Here is a 17,667-nt window from a genome sequence, read left to right on the forward strand (position 1 = left end):
GTGGCCCAGACGGCCACACATCGCCGAACAACCGCGCGCCTCATCCCTGGCAATGCCTACATCGGCGACCCCCGGCGCCGGATCAGTATTCAAGATCCGAACGCCAGGGGCCAACGGCGATGATCACGGCGCGGAGCAACGCGGCATACAGAACAGCATCACACCACGGTGTCCTCTTCGGTCTCGTCATTGGACGGCGCTGGCACTTCCGCAACCGGCGGTTCCGCCATCGCGCTGTCCTCAGCCACTTCCTGCGAATCATCCTGCCCAGCAGGCGACTGCGACGGGTCTTCCAGACGCGCCTTCAGGCCGGCCAGATAGTTCTCGGCATGGTCCTGCGCCTCTGACACACCCAGGTTGATACCGGCGTTGATCGCCTTCTCCGCAACGATTTTGGTGATGCCCTCCTTCATTGCCAGCCGAACCTCCGGGCCGCCGATGTTGCCGATGGCTGCGGCCGCCAGGTTCAGGCCCGCCCCTTCCAGCGCCTTCTTCACGTTGCCGCCGCTGACCATGGCATGCAGGATGTTGCAGCCTTGGGACTCGGCCTCCAGCGCCGTGGATGCCGCGTCCGCAAGTTCGCCAATGCCGGGAATGAAGCTCAGCGCCCCGACCGCCATGGACGCCCAATCCAGCAGCTTGCCTTCCACCTTGAGCGCGGTATCGATGGCGTGCATCAGGAAGCCGCCGTTGTGCTTGGGCGACTTGATCTCGGGCTGGTCGGCCGTGCCCATCAGCATGCTCGCGACGGCCATCTTGTCGGCATCGGTCTTGGGCGTGTGGGTCTGCGGCTTTTGAACGGTCTGGTTTGCCTGCGACAGGTTGCCGTAGAACTTCTGGAAATCGCGGCCCGCGATATTGCCGGAATCCACCGTATGGCCGCCGCCAAAGTCAAAGAAGCCGTGGTGCGTCTTGTAACCCGTGATGGCGTTGTTCATCAGGCTGAACAACACCGGGTCTTGCAGCAGATGCGTTGCTGCCTGGCGCACGTTCGGGTCGAGCTGCTTGTTGTTGGCCATGCTCGACAGCTTGTCTCGGGTGAGGTCGCCATCGCCAAAGAACGCTGCCTGGTTGCCGTTCATCGTCTTGAGCGTGTTCAGCTCGGTCTGCGTCAGGCTCATGGATGACGACGCGGCTTGCAGGAAGTCTGCCTTCTTGACCTCGCCACCGCCGGTCAGGCGGTTCCAGGCGTCTTGATGGTCGAGGAAGTACTGCGCGGCCGCAATAACCTGCGGCGGTGTCTTGCCCGTCTTGGCGTCGCCATCAACGATCTGCTTGAACTCGTCTTCGCCCAGGTTCTTCGTGAGGTTGTCGGAATACTTGTAAAGCTCGCGCAGCGCGTCGCTTTCCGACATGACAGACGGCTGGCCATTTGCATTGCCGTCAGACGGGACGTAGTTCTGCTCAAAGCTCTTGGCCTGCTGCTCGTTGAACACACTGACCTGCGCGTGTTCCGCAGTGAAGGCATCCAGATCATTGGCCTTGATCTTGCCGCCGCAGCGGCCGTCACCTTGCGATCCGATGGCGGTGAACAGTTGCTGGTCTTGTGCCAGCCCCTGCAGCGCCGCTTTCAAATCGGGCGGCGTGGAAGGGTCATTGATCTTGTCTTGAAGGCCATCCCAGCTGATCGGGCATTGGTCCTTATGCCGGTCCAGCACCGACACGATCTGCACTTCCGATTGGCTGAGCGTGCCGCCGTTCCACGTTACGGTGGATTGCGGCGACTGGGCCTGCTGCGACGATGCCGCGTTGGACTGCTGGGGTGCCGCGTTGGGCTGCGCCGCCGCAGGGCGGTTGCCATTGTTTTGGGTGACGTCGTCGTCATCGTCATCATCGTCGTCGTTGTTTTCCGACGCGAGCGACGCAGCCAGCTTGGCGCTGATGCCTTGGTAAAGACTCAGTTGCGTCTGGTCGTCGGGGCCTTGCTGGCCTGGCAAACCACCCATGCCGGCGATGGTCGTTGCGGTATCCACGGCCGCGTCGGCCATATCGCCCCGGCTTGTGTGCTTCGCCTCGCGGCTCGCCGTGTTAGATGAAGACATGTGAACGGACATACCTGCTCCACTTGAATGTGTCGTTGCGATCTGTGGCAGGGCCGATGTTTCGTGATCACGCGCGGATCCCGTGTGCCATCAGCCATGTACGGATTGCGTTTCCCTTCAACCGCCCACCAACTCAACGCAGCAACGCAGCAACGCACCAACGCTGGCCAAGTGGGCACGAATGGCCCGTGCATTGCGCGCGGATGCCTGAAAGGCCAGCGTAAGAGTGCGAAACGTCAGGAACGGCTGCCCGCCCGAAAACACGGCGCGGCATCCGAAGTGGAGAACCGTCGATTGCGGCTGAGAAGGGAACGTCAACGTGCTTGCAGATACACCCGCCGGCGCGGGGCTGCATCACCGCATCAACCGCGATGGCAGAAGGTGTTTTGAGGATGTTTGAAATTCGCGCAACCAAACCGTTGCCGGCGCGGCACAGATGGCCACGCTTGCGTGCATTACTTCAGCGATCCGCCAGCTTCCAGCGCGGCAAGCCCGATTGCACTGCGTGACTCCACGCCAATCTTTTTCATGATGTGCCCCACGTGCGTGCGCACCGTCCAGTAACTCATGTTCAAGGCCAGGGCGATCTGCTTGTCTGACATGCCCTTGAGCATCAGGTGGCAGACCTCCCCTTCGCGCACGGTCACACCAAACTGCTGCTGGAACCAGGCGGACGACCCCACGCCCCGTGCGATGAGGTGAATCCGGCAACCGAGCGCAGGGCCATCGGGGGCGGCCAGTCGCTCCACGCAAAACCCGAAGCCTTTCCACTGCCCGTGGCGTGATCCGTTGGCCGCCTCTGTCAATTGCTGATAGAGCGCGTCACGTTCTTCCATGCAAAGCCCAATCATGATGGCGCGCGCCTTTGCGTTGGGCAGGGGCGGTGACTTGCCGTCGAGCATGAATGTCGGCACGTGCGCACCGGCATCAGCAGCAGCGCCGACTTCCCCCACTTCCTGGATGACGCGAAGTTGATGCGCATTCAGCAGATGCGGCTTCAAGAGGCTCAACAGCAATGTCTCTCGATCGCCGAAACGCTTGTTTGGATCGCTGGTGCTGAAGCGATAGTCCAGCAGCATCCCGTTGGCATCGGGCAGGCGCAGGCTGATGCCCGGATACGCCTTGTGCCGGCACAAAAAATCTGTGAAGTACTCAGACTTGCCCCAGTCAGAGCGGCAGATCTTCCGCTCGATCACGACCGGTTCAAAGCTGCCCGTCAGGCACTGCGCAATCGAGTCGACTCCATGGAAGTACTGCTGATACTCACCGCGCATGGCCTGGTCTCGGCCCCACAGCGCGCTTGGTCGTGTCTGGTGGATGCCGTCACGCCCCCACTGGATATGCGCCGCAAGATCGAAATGCAGGAGTGACCCCAGCTTCTCCGCCACTTCCGGGCGGTCGAGAACGCTGCAGCTCGATGCCTCATGCAAATGCCCGGTGATATCGAGCAGTGCTCTCAGTTCAGCTGTCGAGAGGTCCATCGATCGCTTGGGCGGCTCGCCACTGGTGTTGAGTCTGAATAGTCATCGTGGGGCTCCAGGCGCGCCAATCAATACAAATACAAACAGGTATATCGGCACAACGGCCGAGGCCTATAGCCGGTGTACTTCAGATCCCGCCCGAACGCCTAGCGCACGTGCACCGCGCTGGCGATCGCTATCCATAGCGATGGTTGCAGGCCGCTCGATTTTGCGATAGTGCGCCTGACAAAGGCTGGTTGCCACGGCTGCGAGCCGCCGCCCTGCCCTTAAATCAAGTTGCATCGTGCTTTTTGAAGAGGAACCCGCATGCCAGCGCGAACACCCCCGTCGACCCGTCCGCCAGACTTATGCCGTCCTGGCCTTCCATCGACCGCCATAGTTGCGCGCTGGGATGCTGCTGCCACATCGCTGGCCGTCATCTTTCTGGACACATCGCTGCTCAACGATTCCACCTGGCTGCCTTCACAGCCCACGCTGCAGCCCATGGCGCTGGAAGACGTTCAGCAGATGCTGAGTGGCGCTTTGAAATCGCTTGAGCCGCCCAGCGGCATCGAGCCCAGCACATCGCCCGCCACGCTGGACCCGAAGCCCCTCACCCCGCGCCAGTGCGACATCCTTAAAGAGGTGGCCTGCGGCCGGTCGAACTCAGAGATTGCCGAACGGCTGCACATCAGCGTCGAGACCGTCAAAACGCACATGCGCCAACTGCTCGTGCGCATGGGTGCACGAAACCGCACAGAGCTGGCCACGATCTATCAACGCACGCGCTAAGGCGCGCCAAGCGCCACATGTATGGCGCGACGTTTTGCGTGCGATACGTTTTGATGTGGAGCACAGCGCGGCCGCTTACGCTGAGTCCGGCCTGCTGGCATGGGTCATCACATGGCCGATTGCCGCATGTGATTCCGTTTGACGCTGGGCGAGCGCCCTAATGCGCGCAGATTCGTACACCCCCCGCTGCACTGCGAGCGCGCGCAACATGCGCGCACCCTTCCGGCTGCGAGGGGTTGTCCGGCAACCTTGCGATGCGGCGTTACCTCAGCGCGCCAGCGTCGCAACCTCTGCGGCACTCAATGCACCCGCCTGAACTCGGAAGCCCTGAATGCGCCCGTTGAACGATGGATGCGCCCAATTGCGGCCCAGGAAGGTGACCTGATCGCCCACCTGGCGCGGCGACAGCAGCATGTCTTCGTTCTTCCCCACCTCCGTGCCGTCTACATAAAGGCGGCAGGTGTTGCCCTGCAGCGTGACCGCCACATGGACCCAGCGGCGAATCGGCATGGCCCACGGCGCTTCCACAACCTGCGCATCATTGAACGTTGCGCCAAAGATCATGAAGCGCAGCACGCCCGTGCCGGACTGCGGCGCGATGGCCATGGCTGCATTCGCGTCCTGCCCTGCGTAGAACATGCAGCTATCCCAGTGCAGCCCATTTGCGTAGGCCCAGAAAGAAATGCTGAAGTCGTCCAGGTCAGCAAACAGCCCAGACGGCAACTGCAGGCCTGCCTTCTGGCCGTCGAACGCGATGGCCTTGTCGTTGACGCGCCCGTCGCCCCAGGTTGCGCCATCCAGCAGCGTGCCCTCCACCAAAGTCCGGGTGCCGGCGGCGGTCAGTACCGCGCCGACCGTGCCGGTGCTGTTCGGGTCATTCAGCGGCAATGACAGACGCAACTCACCCGGCACGGCAATGCGCGCCACGTTGGAGCCCGTGTTCGGGGCACCGTTGCCCTGCGCGCTGATCTGATAGAACCAGATGCCGTTGGGCGGCGTATCGCTGTAAGTGAGCAGATCGCTGGCCGAGACCGTGCCCAGCAGGCTGAAGGGGCCGTTGGCCTGGCTTGCGCGCTTGACCGCATACGACGTCGCGCCCACGCTGCCCCACCACGACAGCACAACGCGGTTGCCGCGCAAATGCGCTGTGAGCCCCGACGGCGGCTTCATCGGCCCCGCATAGGGCGAGAGACGCTGCGTGAGCGTGGGGTACATCACGTCGTCGCTGCTGCCGCCGTAGTTCGGCTCGCACCACGTGACCATGCGCGCAACGTTGGGCGCGGCCACCCCCATGCGATTGACGTAGTGGTTGTAGATGGGCTCCCACGCGTTGCGGCGGTGCTGGAACGACTGGTTCACCTCCGTCCACGGTGCCGGGTGCGGTGCGGTGGGGTTCTGCTCGCGTGCATAGGGCATCGCATAGGGCTTGCCGTTTTCGTCCAGCAGGTTGGAGCGCGCCACATACTCGGCCGCCGAGAGGAAGCGGTTGTTATAGAGCCCGTAAAGATCGTCGCCCTGGTTCCAGGCCATCTCCATCAAGTCCCCACCCAGCGACATGCCCAGCGTGGAGTGGCCCTGATCGCGGCCGCTTTCTTCCCACTGCCCGAAATGGCCCGGGTGCATGTAGTACACGCCGTGCACGATGGAGCCGTTGCCGAAACTGCGCAGCTTGCCGCGGTTGTTGCCCGCGTAGCAGTCGTAGGCCAGCCGGTAGAGATCCGGCTTGTCGCAGAACACGCCGATGGCCATGGCGCCCGCCATCGAGGCCATGTCCCAGTTGGCATGCGAGCCGATGCGCCCGTCGCTGAGGAAGTTCGAACAGATGGGTGCGAAGACGTTGAGCAGCATGTCCTGAAAGCGCTTCAGGCTTGCGGGTGCCCAGCCGGAGTACGTGCGCAGGACTTCGCCAATCTGCGCCAACTGGTGACCTTGAATGCCGGCCAGGATGATGAAGGTGTGGTCGTCATGGGCGGTCGAGCCCGGCGGCACCGTTCCGATCACCTTCAACGTGCTCGCCCAAGCGTCCAGGAACTCCACCGCCTTATCGGCATAGCGGTTGTCTTGCGGGTCGGACAACTTCCAGTGCAGCACCAGAGACCACGCGCGCCAGATATCCACGTACAGGTTGTTCTTGCTGCCATCGGCCCGGTAGACCGCGGGCAGCGGGAAGGGCTTGGTGTCCAGCGCGCCGAAGTGATCGACGCCAAGCGTGTTCCACCAGTTCGTCCATGGCTGGTCGCCAGCCTTGATATGCGCGCGGATGCGGGTGAAGGCGTCTTCAGTCACCAGCAGCCCCGGATGGTGGAAGACGCCACTCTCATACGCCGACGCGGCCGTGGCAGGTGCTGGAGTGGTCGGGACGGTCGGAGCCGCACCGCCTGTTTTCCCCTCCGGCTGGCCTAGCCCTGCTGCGGAAGCGTCTTCGCCCCCTCCGCCGCACCCCGGCAAAAACGGCAACAAGGGGAAGAGCCCCAGACCCAATGACAGCGCTCGACGCACAGGATTAGGCACCGCGCCGACGCTGGCGCGTTCCACGGATTTTTTCATCATGTATTGACCCGACCATCTTTTTTTAATGGCGCAACCGTATGGCAGCGTGCGAAGCCGCGTCAACGCAAATGGCCAAACGGTGAGGATTTTTGAGTGTTCGGGTGTTCGGGTGTGCGGCCGGTCGAACTCCGAGATTGCGGAACGGCTGCACATCAACGTGGAAACCGTTAAAAGCCACATGCGCCAACTGCTCGTGCGCATGGAAGCGCGAAACCGCACTGAGTTGGCGACGATTTATCAACGCAGTCGGTAGGGGTGGTGTTCAGAACTCGCTTGGCTGCACTGAGCCCGGCCACAGACGCCTCGCTCCACCAAGCGCGTCTTCCCTCTTAATCCCTGTCAGCTTGCCGGATTGCGTGCCACGACGATCCACGCCGCGCCGTTGATCATCACCGACCGCTCGCCGGGAAGGCTCGCAAAGGCGGCACGAACTGCGGCCGAGGCGCGGGCGCGAATGTCGTCGGGCTGATCAGCGAGCACCCGCGACAGCGGGCCGACCTCGAGCGTCATCCTCACCGCGACGTCGATTGCGGCGTCTCGCGTTTCGCCCTCGCCGAATGGGACGGCCGCGTCGAAGGGCGAGATAGCGATATCGCTAAAGCCAGCCGCAGTCAGGATGCGTGCCACGCGTTCCCTGTCACCGAACGAAAACGGGCCGGGCGCTTCGGGATTGGGCAGCGCGCTCGGCGGGAGGATGCCCTTGAGCGCGCCCACTGGCAGGCGCATCCAATCGTTCTCGGCCGCACTGCGCCAGCAAACGAAAGCGACCCGACCACCCGGCCGGAGCGCACGTCGCATATGCGCGAACGCCGCTGTCGGATCGTCGAAGAACATCACGCCGAAACGCGAGAACAGGATGTCGAACGCGCCTTCGGGCAGCGCTGCGCTACTGGCGTCGGCCACCTGAAACAGCGCCGGCGAATCCTTTGGCGCAAGCGCGCGCGCTCGGTCGATCAGCGGTTCGGATATGTCCACGCCCAGCACTTGCCCCTCCGCGCCAACGCGGGCTGCCAGAGCCAGACTCGATGCGCCCGCGCCGCAGCCGATGTCCAGCACGCGCTCGCCCGCTGCGGGCGCGGCGGCTTCTATCGCGGCCTGGCCGAACACCGCTACCAGAGCGTCCAACCGCGCCTGGTTGGCGACCCAGCGCTCACCGCTTTGACCATTCCAGTCACCGACCTGATCCGCACCTTGCTTTGCCATGTCATCTCCTTGACTTGACGATCCGCCTTTCACCGCGCCGATCTTCGCCAACCTTTTCGAAGGCGACGACGCAACGGGAGCGGGAAATCTGAGCACTCAAACAATCATCGACTGCTGGGCGAAGATGCCCGCCATCGCACCCTGCGAGGACGCCTGGGTAACGGAGGGCAAGAACGGCGTGGCGAGGTCGCCGGCGGCGTAGATGCCGGGCATGCTGGTTTGGCGTCGGTCGTCGACGTTGAGGACCACGCCGGTGGGCGTATCGAGCGTGGCGAGGCCCAGTGATTCATGCAGGCTTGCGGACGGCTTGTTGCGCGGATTGGCGAACAGGATGTCGACCGCGACATTGCGGCCGGTATCGAGATTGACGGTGGTGATATGGCCCTTCTCGTGGGCGATCTCGACGATCCGGCCATCGACGAGAGGGATGTTGCGGCGCGCCAGATCGGCCTGAATATCGGGCGCAATGTCACGACCATCGGCGAAGACAGTCAACTTGTCAGTCCAATCGCGGAACAGCTTGGCTGACTGATACGACTGCGGGCTGGACCAGACGAGGCCCCAATGCTGGCCGGCGACTTCAAAGCCGTCGCAATACGGGCACGGCACGATGGAGGTGCCCCAGCTTTCGGCAAAGCCCGGCACATCAGGCATCTGATCGGCGACGCCATAGCTCAGGATCACGCGGCGCGCCCTCAGGGTTTCGTGATCGTCAGTGACGACGCGAAAATCATCGATGGCGCCAGACACGCTCTCGGCCCGGGCGTGGACGAGGCTGACTGTTGGATAGCGCGCAAGCTGCTGCCGCGCCTCGGCCAGGATGTCCAGCGGCGGCTTGTGGTCGTGGCCAAGCAGGCCATGCGAATGGCCGGCAAAGCGGTTGCGCGGCCGGCCGGTATCGAGAACGGTGACCTTGCGGCGGGCACGGCCAAGCTGCAGGGCGGCGGCGAGGCCGGCAAAGCTGCCGCCGATGATGATGACGTCATTCATGGTGAAGGGCTCCGTGTTGTGGATGAGGGGTGGGCCGGGGAAACCTGATCTGCACAACCAGTTGAAACCTGCCCTTGTCTTGCACATTGCGATACTGAGTGGTATCGTATTAACCAATTTCAATACTGTCAAGTACCGTAATTGCCGTGACCGAAAACAACCAAAGCCGGCGCGGCCGGCCCGCCAACGAAGCGCTTCGCCAAACGATCGTCGACGCCGCCTGCGAACTCTTTGTGGAATTGGGTTTTCAAGCGACGACGATGGACAAGGTTGCCCAGCGGGCGAAGATATCCAAGCTGAGCATCTATCGGCACTTCGAGAACAAGGAGGCGCTGTTCGGCGCGGCCATGGTGGCCCGCTGCGATCAATTTGCACCGCAGGCCCTTTCTGAAGGCGTCGACGGTTCGGCCGAAGATCAGCTGGTGGCGGTGGGGTCATCCCTGCTGCGCACGCTGTTGAGCCCGGACGTCCGCAGCGTCGAAGCCATGGTCCTGGCCGACAAGACGAATCAAAAGGCGTTAAGCAAGCTTCATTACGAAGCCGGGCCAGCCCGTGTCGTCGCCCACATCGAGGCCGTATTGCGTCAGCTGCACGCGAAGGGGATGCTGAACGTGCCCGATACGCACCTGTCCGCCCGCTTGTTTGGCGCGCTTTTCAAAGGGTCGGATCTCTTGCTGATCGCACGCTTTGATGAGGCGAGAGCGGAAGACGACAACGAAATCGAATCCTATTGCCGGGCGGCCGTCGCCATGTTCATCGCCGCGCACGGTGGCACCTAAAGGTGCGCTTTCACGGCCGATGAAGAACACGGAAATTCTGACGGGCCCGGTAATCCCGACAGGCCCGGCCTATCGGCTGCCCCCCTTGGCCCCCCGCCCCGCGTTCTGAACTCGACGTTCGAAGCTCCAAGCTCGACATGTGGAGTTCGGAACCTCTCGCTTGGAGTTCTGAAGCCCATGTTTGGACCTCTGAGCCCCACGTTTGGAGTTCCGAACCCCATGGTTGGACCTCTGAGCCCCATCTTTGGAGTTCCGAACCCCATGCTTGGACCTCTGAGCTCCATCTTTGGAGTTCCGAACTCCATGGTTGGACCTCTGAGCTCCATCTTTGGACCTCTGAGCCCCATCTTTGAACCTCTGAGCCTCATCTTTGAACCTCTGAGCCCCATCGTTGAACCTCTGAGCCCCATGTTCCGAGTTCAGAGTCCCACGTTCGGGCCTCCGAGCTCCGATATATCGGACCTTTGACTGCGGCGGATGGACCTCTGACCCCGGCGTTTGACAGTTTTAGGTCTGCACGCGGGTCTCTGACCTCGGCGCACGAGTGTTTGAGCTCGAAAATTTGAATGTCTGCGAGCGGCGCTTGGGTGTTGGCGCTCGGCGTTTGGGCCTCAGACCTTGGCGGTCGGGCCTTTGAGTGTCGTGCATGGCCCTTTGGGCTCGGCACGTAGAGGGCTGGGCGTTGTGCCCGGGCCTGGCGACCCCGCCCGTCGCGGGTTCGCTTTTACTGCTGTTTTTATTATTTCAGCTTGTTCGCGCGCTGAAGCACGCTCAGAACTTCCCACCGGTACAAGTCCACTGTCACACCATCCAGCGACGTCAGCATAAAAGCGCCAATCGCATCGAGAAACCCGGCCTGATACTCAAGGGCCTTGTTCTGGACGCGAAGCTGGTATTCCAAGCGCAATGTCTCGGGGATGAACTGCCGCTGCATCTTCATGTTCATCTGGGTGCGCCGCAGATAATCCCGCCCGCTCAGGGCGCCTTGTGCATACAGGAGGTTGTCTTCAATGCTCATCGGGCACCTCCGGACGGAGGACGTTGCGCGATGCAGGTGAAGTGACAGTTTGCGGGGCGACGCCCGCGTGGGATGGGTACAGCTTGGGTCGGTTGATCCATTGTCTTGCCTCTGGTTGAGTGAGGAGCCACCCACCTGGGAGGGTGGGCGGGCACACGACAAGGTCTGCAATACCGATCAACTACTCCAAAACCGGCAGGGCCGAAGCCCTCCCTGCCGGGCCCGCCCATGAGGACGAACGACGGCACGCGAGGGCTATAACGGCACTCACGGGAATAGTTGAATTCGGGATTGCAGTCCCGGCTGCGCTTGTTGGCGCAGCGGGGGGAGTTTAGCGGGCTGGCGGTGTACCGGGCAAGACATTGATCCGATTTGGCTCAGCAATATTCCTCCAGCCTGGACCGACACGGCCAACACGGCAATGGCTTCCTTTTTGGCACGTGGGCCGGCCTCCATTTCTGAGTTATACGCACACTGTGTGTAAAAGATAATGAAGCAGCTCCACACCGACCGTCCCTGGATTAATCCCACCTATCGATTGACATTCGATTGAAATGACTCATACGCTGTCGGCTTGCGAAGTTGACGTACCGTAAAATACAGAAGCTTACTCAACGTACCAAACCATCTGGAGGGAGTCGTGGAAGTAATAGCTGTAATCAACTACAAAGGCGGCGTAGGTAAGACCACTGTTACCGCCAATCTAGCGGCAGAGCTGGCTTGGCGTGGAAATAAGGTTCTACTTATCGATACAGACGCCCAAGCAAGCCTGACTTTCTCGTTTGTGACACCTGATTTTTGGGACAAAAATCTCGAGGGTGATCAAACAATTAAGTCCTGGTTTGATCCCATAAGCAACGGGAAAGAACCACCATCCCTTCTCGATTTTGTACACACTCCCGAGGTAATCAATCGCAGGTTACAAAATCGTGGCGGCAAGCTTGACATAATTTGCTCGCATCTCGGGCTCCTTAACGTGGATCTCGAACTGGCCACCTTACTTGGAGGGGTCAACATGCAACAAGCAAAAAGAAATTATCTCAAGGTTCACGGGCAACTTAGAAGGGCAATTTTGCAACTCGAAGCCGAGTCTGACTACGATATTGTCCTCCTTGATTGCCCACCAAATTTCAACATCGTTACGAAGAACGCGATTGTTGCCGCCGAGAAAATTCTCATACCCGCAAAGCCTGATTACCTTTCAACGCTCGGAATCGACTACTTGCAGCGCAGCGTAAATACCTTAATTAAGGAATACAATGAGTATTCCAAAATGGAGGAGAACGCGACGCCAATTTCCCCTGAAATCATGGGCGTGGTTTTCACCATGATTCAATACATGAATTCTCAGCCCATCGCGGCGCAGCGGCAGTTCATGGCTACGGTGAAACGATCAGGAATCCACACGTTCGAAAGCAACTTCAGAGAAAACAAATCTATATTCTCCGACGCACCTCAGCAACTGGTGCCAGTCGTTCTCAACGGATATGACCTTCAAACCTACAGTCAGATAGTAGACGAGATTGAAGATTTTGTAGACGAATTCACCAAGACATTGGAAGCTGACGCGCTATGAATAACAAGAACCTTATTTTTCTGGACAAATTGGTCCAAGCACTCAAATCAATGAGTCCCGCAGATTTGGAAAAAATTTCTGATCCTGGCTTCGAAGTGCAAATTAGAGTTGTAAAACGCCGGGCGGAAGTAGCTCCATCAAAAGCAAACCTCCCCTTAGAAGAACTTTCAATGCGCCTCACCAAATTTGACGACCGAGGCGCGGCAATGACCTATCTTCGCGCCACGGTGGCAACAAAGAGGGATTTGGAAGCCGTCGCGCGGCACTTGGAGATGGCCATCTCCAAGCAGGACACCATAGAGGCGTTGGCAGAGCGCATCGTCGAAACTACGGTGGGCGCCCGCCTACGATCACGCGCAATTCAAGGCAATCTGAAAGATGACAAAACCGAAACAGAGGCATTTAGCGACGAAAGCAATGCCCGCGCCCGAGAAAGATAGACGAACGACTGAGCACCCTAAGCACCATTTGGCGCACGACATTTATTAATATGAACAGCACACCAAAGTTGACTATAGGAAAGGCGATTGACCAAATCATTGACGCCCTTTCGTCTCTAGACAAGAAGGAGCAAATGACGGTTATTAATACGGTCTGCTCGCATCTGGAATTTGACAAGATTCCTGCCCGGGCACAGCCCGATATCATGCCCCCAGCTCAAACCACTTCTCCGGCATCGTCGCCAGATCAAGGTTCTGCCGCCAGGGCCCGTAGCATTGACATTCGAAGCTTAAGAGAAACGAAACAGCCGGATTCAGCTCGTCAAATGGCGTGCTTAGTCGCTTACTATCTTCAGGAACTTGCCCCACAAGAAGAGCAAAAACAAACCATAACCACAAGTGATTTAGAAAGATATTTCAAACAAGCAAACTTTAAGCTTCCGACAAAGCTTGAACAATTACTAATAGATTCAAAGAACGCTGGCTACTTTGATGTAGTTTCACGAGGCGAATACAAACTGACCAGAGTTGGATACAACTTAGTCGCACATAGTATGCCGAAGAGTGCAAAAGGAGGTTGAACGTGGCGGAAAGCGATGTCTCATTACTAATATCAAAAATTGAGTCTACCGCAAAAGAAATTAGATTATCCGGCAACAAGCAAATCTTCTCGAAAGGAGTAAAACTTCAGCTACATGAGATCGCCTCACACTACTTCTCATATGTCCACGAACTCGCCATGCTTACAACATCGGGAGGAAGCGATCTCGACCAAATTTTTCAGGAAATTCACGCCTCATCTAGAAAAAACCCGTCGAAATCTCGGTGCCTCTTTTTACTTAAAACAGTAAAAACGGCGCTTATAGGCATTGAAGGCCAATCAATTTCCAAATCGGCGACCCAAAGAAATCGCCCCACGCCAGCGGATGAGCTAATTATTACGACGCTCAACGATATATGTCCATCAGCGTCCCTCGCATACCAACAAGCACTGGCGGATTGCTCTAGCGGACAGCGTCTCTCTTGGAGAGGGCCAGCGACGGATCTCCGTGAAGCGCTAAGGGAAACCCTTGACGTACTGGCACCCGATGCCGACGTAGTTGAATCACCAGGGTTTAAGCTGGAGCAAGATGCTAAGCGGCCGACTATGAAGCAAAAGGTCCGATATATTTTGAAGAGACGAGGAGTGCCTTCAGGATCAATGGAGACACCTGAAACGGCAGTGACTGGTATCGAAGATATTGTTGGAGGACTAACGCGCTCCATATACACGCGCTCTAGCGTGTCAACGCACACGGCAACCACGCAACAAGAAGTAATGCGCGTCCACGCGTGGGTGCGCCTGGTCCTCTGCGAGCTACTGGAGATCCCGCTTTAGCCTTGATAGCGTAAGGCTTTTCGCTTGTAGTTTGATGTCACGCTCCGAGAGTCGAGGCGCAACGCTAGCAGCGCAACTACAACGCCCGTCCCATCTGCAACGTATACCGACACCCCATCCGGTAATTGCTGCACCCCCAAAACGCCCCACTCTTCCCATTCCGCGCCACCAGCTTCACCCCACAAGCCGGGCACGAAGGCGTGCGGTAATCCCCCTCAAACACGTTCGCCAGCAGCGCGGCCTGTTTGTTTTCGGCCAGCGCGCCGATGCGCTCAAGCACCGCCGGCCCGTCCAATAGCTGGATACCGGCAAGCTCTGAAAACTCCTGCACCGGGTTGCCGACATAACCAGACAAAGACCAGAACACGCCCCGCTTGACCTTGTGCGCCAGCATGGAGCCGCCCAGCGCCCGCACCTGCTCCACCTTCACGGGCTTGGACCACGCCTTGCACTGGACCACCGCCACGGGCGCGTCCTGGCCGGCCTTGTACAGCGTGGCGTCAATGCCGCCGTCTGCGCCGTGCGGCACCGTCTTCACCGCAAACCCCATCTGCTCGTAGTACTGCACGCACAGCAGCTCAAACCGCTTCCACTCAAGCGACTGGATGGCCTCCAGCGACCAGTTCTGGGGCGTGGCGGGTTCTGCCGGTGTGGGGGCTTGCGGGGGTGTGGTGGTGTTGTGTGCGGGGTTGGGCGTGTTACTGCCCGCGGCGTTGCGGGCGGGCTGGGGCGGCGCCTTCGGCGGGCGGGCGCGCCCAGCCGGCTCAACGCGCGGGGGGCCGAGCCGGGCATCGGCCTGTTGGCTGCGCTCCCGCAGGTACGACAACACGGCAAAGAAGGCGAGCAGCAGCGCGGGCATCCAGGCCAGCCCGTGGGCCAGCATGCCGATGGCGCTCAACAGCGGGTTGGCCCCAAACGCGGCCGGGAGGATGTTGTGAAGAATCAGGTAGCTGGCTGCCGAGCCAATCGCCAGCATCCACCACGGCAGCGCCAACAGCACATCGCTGGTGGATGCTTGTTTTCTCCTCCGCCCCATTTACTGCCCCCGGCCTAATGCTTATAGATATTTAGGACTAGGCGCTTTCTCTGATAATCCGATTCAAATCAGGGCGCCGGTTTTAATTGGGAAACAGCATAGGCGATGCATCGAGATTGCGCTGCCCCCGTTGGTGGGGTCTTTGGAGGTTTTTTTGGGTGGCGGTTGATAAAGATCGAAACTGGGGTGCTGATTTATGTTTGGTGAAAATCTGAATTAAGAGTGGGGCATATCTGGGGTGCGGTGGTGGGCGGGGCTTCGCTGCGTTAGCATCTCGGCCCAGCACCTTGCTTGACGTAGAAGCGCCATAGAGCACTGGGCTCTGGCGACCATGCCGACCACCGTTATGAGAACGCTCGCAGAGATTGAGGCCGAAGTCGCGCGCCTAGCCAAACGGGTCAGCGCGCCTAGTAATGCCTATCCGACTTTCGGATACACCGCCGATTTTGGGCGCCCACACATCGAGATTGAGTCTGGCCAATATCACTACGTTGTCGTTGAACGCGGCGCCGAGGTGCTACGCGAATCGACTTCGGATCTGAACGAACTGCTGTACTGGATATTCGAAGGCGTGACGTTTTCCATGGCGTGCGCCTATGAATTGGCGCACCGCATTCCCGGACAGGACTTCCGGCGCTTGATGTTCAGCAAGCAAGTCGAGCTGCTGTCGAGCATCGATCCGGACATGGCGCGGCGGGGCAAAGATGAGATTGCCAAGACATTGCGCAACGCGCCGTTCGACGACAACCGGTCATAGGCTCGACAGAGCAAGGAGATAGCGGGTGCAAGTGCTCCAGCTTCCAGCAGACGGTTCCTCCCTCTGGGCGGGCATGGACGATATCGAACTAATCACGCCTGATGGCCGTCATCACGTTCACCTGCGCTACGAAGGCGAACCGCCACACGGCGACTCATATCACTTGATCCAGATCGACGGTGTACCCGCCCCCGGCTATGCGTGGGGCTGCACCTTTGCCTGCACGCCAGACTCACGCTTGCTCGCGATGAGCTGGATGGAAAAGCGTATCGAGCGCAAGACTGCGGTGTTCGATCTGGAGGGAGGGCGGTATTTCGTGCTGCCTTTTTATATGGGCAACTTTTGCTTCCGATGGCCGCGCTTGGAGTGTGTGGACCCGGCATCTGAGCAACGCTCTTACGCGTTCAACGGCAATGAAAACTGGCTGGTCTACTAACTTTTACACATGAGAATCGCCGCCCTCTCCGATACCGTTACAAGCCACAACCAGTACATGACAACCCCATCCCGCCAAGCCCGCCTGCGCGGTGGTCTGCTTGGCCTCCTGGTTGGCGATGCGCTGGGCGTCCCGTACGAGTTTCACGACGCAGCTTCGATCCCGCCCTCCGCAGAGATCGAGATGACGCCGCCAGTAGGCTTTAACCGCGCTCACGCGGGCGTACCGCCCGGCACGTGGAGCGACGACGGTGCCCAGGCACTCGCCCTGCTCGATGCCTTGGTTCGCGATCCAACACTGGACCTGGGCACATTCGCGGCAAACCTGCTGAACTGGTTCCAGCAAGGGGCCTTCACACCCGACGGGAATGTCTTCGATATCGGCTTGCAAACGCGGCAGGCTTTCTACGCCATAGCGGCTGGCGCCAGCCCGTCCACGTCGGGGCCGAGCGGCGAACGCGACAACGGCAACGGATCACTCATGCGTTGCCTGCCCGTTGTCATGGTGGCCGCTTCTCGGGACGAAGCGATCCACCTTGCGCGCAAACAGAGTCTGCCCACGCATGGCCACATCCGTTCTCAGCTCTGTTGCGCGCTCTACTGCCTGACTGCGATGGGCATTCTGGAAGGTCAATCTGCAGCCGATGCGGTACGCGCCGCGGAGGACGAACTGCTCGAACGCCATGCCGGCACCACGGAAGACACCGAACTGAAGATCGCACTGGACGGCCGCTTCGATGCACCGCAAGGGTCAGGCTATGTGGTCGACAGCTTCTGGTCGGCAATCCACTGCGTGCTGTCAACGCACAGCTATGAGGACTGCGTTAAGCGTGCGGTTGCTTTGGGCAATGACACCGATACCACCGCCTGTATTGCGGGCGGGTTGGCCGGTTTGATCTACGGAGAAAACGGCATTCCAATACGCTGGCTGTCGGTACTGCACGGCAAAGCAATGGCTGAAACACTCTTGGCGCAGCTTTGACACCAACTGCCCCAAGCCCCCTCAGGACTTGTTCGCGATTACATGGACGGCGACGTCAAGTACGACTTGGCGACGTCGCCCGGACCGTCCAATTGAAAACAGCAACCGGACGGTCGACCCACCTCAATTGCCGTAGATCAGCCCACGCGCGGCGGCGTTGAAACTCTCGTTACGGCGAGAACGGTGCCTGGCCGATCTCGAACAGCAAATTCTGCTTGCTGTGATTACG

17 protein-coding genes are annotated in these 17,667 nt (G+C 59.7%); 10 read left to right on the plus strand and 7 right to left on the minus strand.

Features of this window, described 5'->3' with window-relative positions; all coding sequences use genetic code 11:
* Nucleotides 1–158 precede the first annotated feature (158 nt).
* Together NKG59_RS04030 and NKG59_RS04035 are read right to left on the minus strand one after the other, a co-directional pair.
* Entirely contained in the window at nt 159–2,042 is a 1,884-nt protein-coding gene (locus tag NKG59_RS04030; protein WP_301288038.1) for an HrpF/NolX family T3SS translocon protein, read from the minus strand.
* Between the two features lie 455 nt (nt 2,043–2,497).
* Complete coding sequence (locus NKG59_RS04035) at nt 2,498–3,523, minus strand: response regulator transcription factor (protein WP_253535468.1); 1,026 nt, start codon at nt 3,521–3,523, stop codon at nt 2,498–2,500.
* A gap of 306 nt (nt 3,524–3,829) precedes the next feature.
* On the opposite strand from NKG59_RS04035, the gene NKG59_RS04040 reads away from it, so the two are divergent.
* Complete coding sequence (locus NKG59_RS04040; protein ID WP_253535470.1) at nt 3,830–4,294, plus strand: helix-turn-helix transcriptional regulator; 465 nt, start codon at nt 3,830–3,832, stop codon at nt 4,292–4,294.
* Between the two features lie 267 nt (nt 4,295–4,561).
* On the opposite strand, the gene NKG59_RS04045 is transcribed toward NKG59_RS04040, so the two are convergent.
* Nucleotides 4,562–6,844: a LamG-like jellyroll fold domain-containing protein gene (locus NKG59_RS04045; RefSeq protein ID WP_253535472.1), complete on the minus strand. Its 2,283-nt coding sequence runs from the start codon at nt 6,842–6,844 to the stop codon at nt 4,562–4,564.
* Nucleotides 6,845–6,869: 25 nt separating this feature from the next.
* On the opposite strand from NKG59_RS04045, the gene NKG59_RS26490 reads away from it, so the two are divergent.
* Nucleotides 6,870–7,097 (plus strand): response regulator transcription factor, encoded by a 228-nt coding sequence (locus NKG59_RS26490; RefSeq protein WP_420804014.1) that lies wholly within the window; start codon nt 6,870–6,872, stop codon nt 7,095–7,097.
* An 86-nt stretch (nt 7,098–7,183) separates the two neighbouring features.
* Here the strand turns inward: NKG59_RS26490 and NKG59_RS04055 are convergent, their stop codons facing one another.
* Together NKG59_RS04055 and NKG59_RS04060 are read right to left on the minus strand one after the other, a co-directional pair.
* Entirely contained in the window at nt 7,184–8,047 is an 864-nt protein-coding gene (locus NKG59_RS04055) for a class I SAM-dependent methyltransferase (protein WP_253535688.1), read from the minus strand.
* Nucleotides 8,048–8,143: 96 nt separating this feature from the next.
* A complete protein-coding gene (locus NKG59_RS04060) occupies nt 8,144–9,037 on the minus strand; it encodes an NAD(P)/FAD-dependent oxidoreductase (RefSeq protein ID WP_253535475.1) in 894 nt (297 codons plus the stop codon).
* Between the two features lie 146 nt (nt 9,038–9,183).
* Between NKG59_RS04060 and NKG59_RS04065 the strand changes: the two genes are divergently transcribed.
* Nucleotides 9,184–9,816, plus strand: a complete 633-nt coding sequence (locus tag NKG59_RS04065) for a TetR/AcrR family transcriptional regulator (RefSeq protein ID WP_253535477.1) — start codon at nt 9,184–9,186, stop codon at nt 9,814–9,816.
* 739 nt (nt 9,817–10,555) lie between these two features.
* Here NKG59_RS04065 and NKG59_RS04070 read toward each other — a convergent pair.
* A complete protein-coding gene (locus tag NKG59_RS04070) occupies nt 10,556–10,834 on the minus strand; it encodes a hypothetical protein (protein ID WP_253535479.1) in 279 nt (92 codons plus the stop codon).
* A 640-nt stretch (nt 10,835–11,474) separates the two neighbouring features.
* Here NKG59_RS04070 and NKG59_RS04075 point away from each other — a divergent pair.
* The 4 genes from NKG59_RS04075 to NKG59_RS04090 are packed head-to-tail and all read left to right on the plus strand — an operon-like array spanning nt 11,475 to nt 14,228.
* Complete coding sequence (locus tag NKG59_RS04075) at nt 11,475–12,410, plus strand: ParA family protein (RefSeq protein WP_253535481.1); 936 nt, start codon at nt 11,475–11,477, stop codon at nt 12,408–12,410.
* On the plus strand, nt 12,407–12,850 hold the full coding sequence (locus NKG59_RS04080) for a hypothetical protein (protein ID WP_253535483.1): 444 nt from the start codon (nt 12,407–12,409) through the stop codon (nt 12,848–12,850). Before NKG59_RS04075 ends, NKG59_RS04080 begins: the two co-directional genes overlap by 4 nt.
* Before the next feature lie 50 nt (nt 12,851–12,900).
* Nucleotides 12,901–13,431 (plus strand): hypothetical protein, encoded by a 531-nt coding sequence (locus tag NKG59_RS04085; protein ID WP_253535485.1) that lies wholly within the window; start codon nt 12,901–12,903, stop codon nt 13,429–13,431.
* Between the two features lie 2 nt (nt 13,432–13,433).
* Nucleotides 13,434–14,228 (plus strand): pPIWI-associating nuclease domain-containing protein, encoded by a 795-nt coding sequence (locus NKG59_RS04090; RefSeq protein ID WP_253535487.1) that lies wholly within the window; start codon nt 13,434–13,436, stop codon nt 14,226–14,228.
* 76 nt (nt 14,229–14,304) lie between these two features.
* Here NKG59_RS04090 and NKG59_RS04095 read toward each other — a convergent pair whose 3' ends face one another.
* On the minus strand, nt 14,305–15,264 hold the full coding sequence (locus NKG59_RS04095) for a restriction endonuclease (RefSeq protein WP_253535489.1): 960 nt from the start codon (nt 15,262–15,264) through the stop codon (nt 14,305–14,307).
* A 331-nt stretch (nt 15,265–15,595) separates the two neighbouring features.
* Between NKG59_RS04095 and NKG59_RS04100 the strand changes: the two genes are divergently transcribed.
* The 3 genes from NKG59_RS04100 to NKG59_RS04110 are packed head-to-tail and all read left to right on the plus strand — an operon-like array spanning nt 15,596 to nt 17,438.
* A complete protein-coding gene (locus NKG59_RS04100) occupies nt 15,596–16,021 on the plus strand; it encodes an Imm63 family immunity protein (protein ID WP_253535492.1) in 426 nt (141 codons plus the stop codon).
* 25 nt (nt 16,022–16,046) lie between these two features.
* Nucleotides 16,047–16,457 carry a hypothetical protein gene (locus NKG59_RS04105; protein WP_253535494.1) on the plus strand — a complete coding sequence of 137 codons (411 nt, stop codon included), beginning with the start codon at nt 16,047–16,049 and terminating at the stop codon, nt 16,455–16,457.
* Nucleotides 16,458–16,514: 57 nt separating this feature from the next.
* Entirely contained in the window at nt 16,515–17,438 is a 924-nt protein-coding gene (locus NKG59_RS04110) for an ADP-ribosylglycohydrolase family protein (protein ID WP_253535496.1), read from the plus strand.
* The last annotated feature ends 229 nt before the right edge of the window (nt 17,439–17,667 follow it).

Source organism: Ralstonia chuxiongensis (assembly GCF_024158925.1).
Classification (GTDB): Bacteria; Pseudomonadota; Gammaproteobacteria; order Burkholderiales; family Burkholderiaceae; genus Ralstonia; species Ralstonia chuxiongensis.

Excerpts from the sequence above, each read along its gene's own strand:
- NKG59_RS04035 (WP_253535468.1), bottom strand. The coding sequence starts at position 3,523 with ATGGACCTCTCGACAGCTGAACTGAGAGCACTGCTCGATATCACCGGG.
- NKG59_RS04030 (WP_301288038.1), bottom strand. The coding sequence starts at position 2,042 with ATGTCTTCATCTAACACGGCGAGCCGCGAGGCGAAGCACACAAGCCGG.
- NKG59_RS04070 (WP_253535479.1), bottom strand. The coding sequence starts at position 10,834 with ATGAGCATTGAAGACAACCTCCTGTATGCACAAGGCGCCCTGAGCGGG.
- NKG59_RS26490 (WP_420804014.1), top strand. The coding sequence starts at position 6,870 with ATGGCGCAACCGTATGGCAGCGTGCGAAGCCGCGTCAACGCAAATGGC.
- NKG59_RS04060 (WP_253535475.1), bottom strand. The coding sequence starts at position 9,037 with ATGAATGACGTCATCATCATCGGCGGCAGCTTTGCCGGCCTCGCCGCC.
- NKG59_RS04040 (WP_253535470.1), top strand. The coding sequence starts at position 3,830 with ATGCCAGCGCGAACACCCCCGTCGACCCGTCCGCCAGACTTATGCCGT.
- NKG59_RS04110 (WP_253535496.1), top strand. The coding sequence starts at position 16,515 with ATGACAACCCCATCCCGCCAAGCCCGCCTGCGCGGTGGTCTGCTTGGC.
- NKG59_RS04045 (WP_253535472.1), bottom strand. The coding sequence starts at position 6,844 with ATGATGAAAAAATCCGTGGAACGCGCCAGCGTCGGCGCGGTGCCTAAT.
- NKG59_RS04100 (WP_253535492.1), top strand. The coding sequence starts at position 15,596 with ATGCCGACCACCGTTATGAGAACGCTCGCAGAGATTGAGGCCGAAGTC.
- NKG59_RS04085 (WP_253535485.1), top strand. The coding sequence starts at position 12,901 with ATGAACAGCACACCAAAGTTGACTATAGGAAAGGCGATTGACCAAATC.
- NKG59_RS04080 (WP_253535483.1), top strand. The coding sequence starts at position 12,407 with ATGAATAACAAGAACCTTATTTTTCTGGACAAATTGGTCCAAGCACTC.
- NKG59_RS04095 (WP_253535489.1), bottom strand. The coding sequence starts at position 15,264 with ATGGGGCGGAGGAGAAAACAAGCATCCACCAGCGATGTGCTGTTGGCG.
- NKG59_RS04055 (WP_253535688.1), bottom strand. The coding sequence starts at position 8,047 with ATGGCAAAGCAAGGTGCGGATCAGGTCGGTGACTGGAATGGTCAAAGC.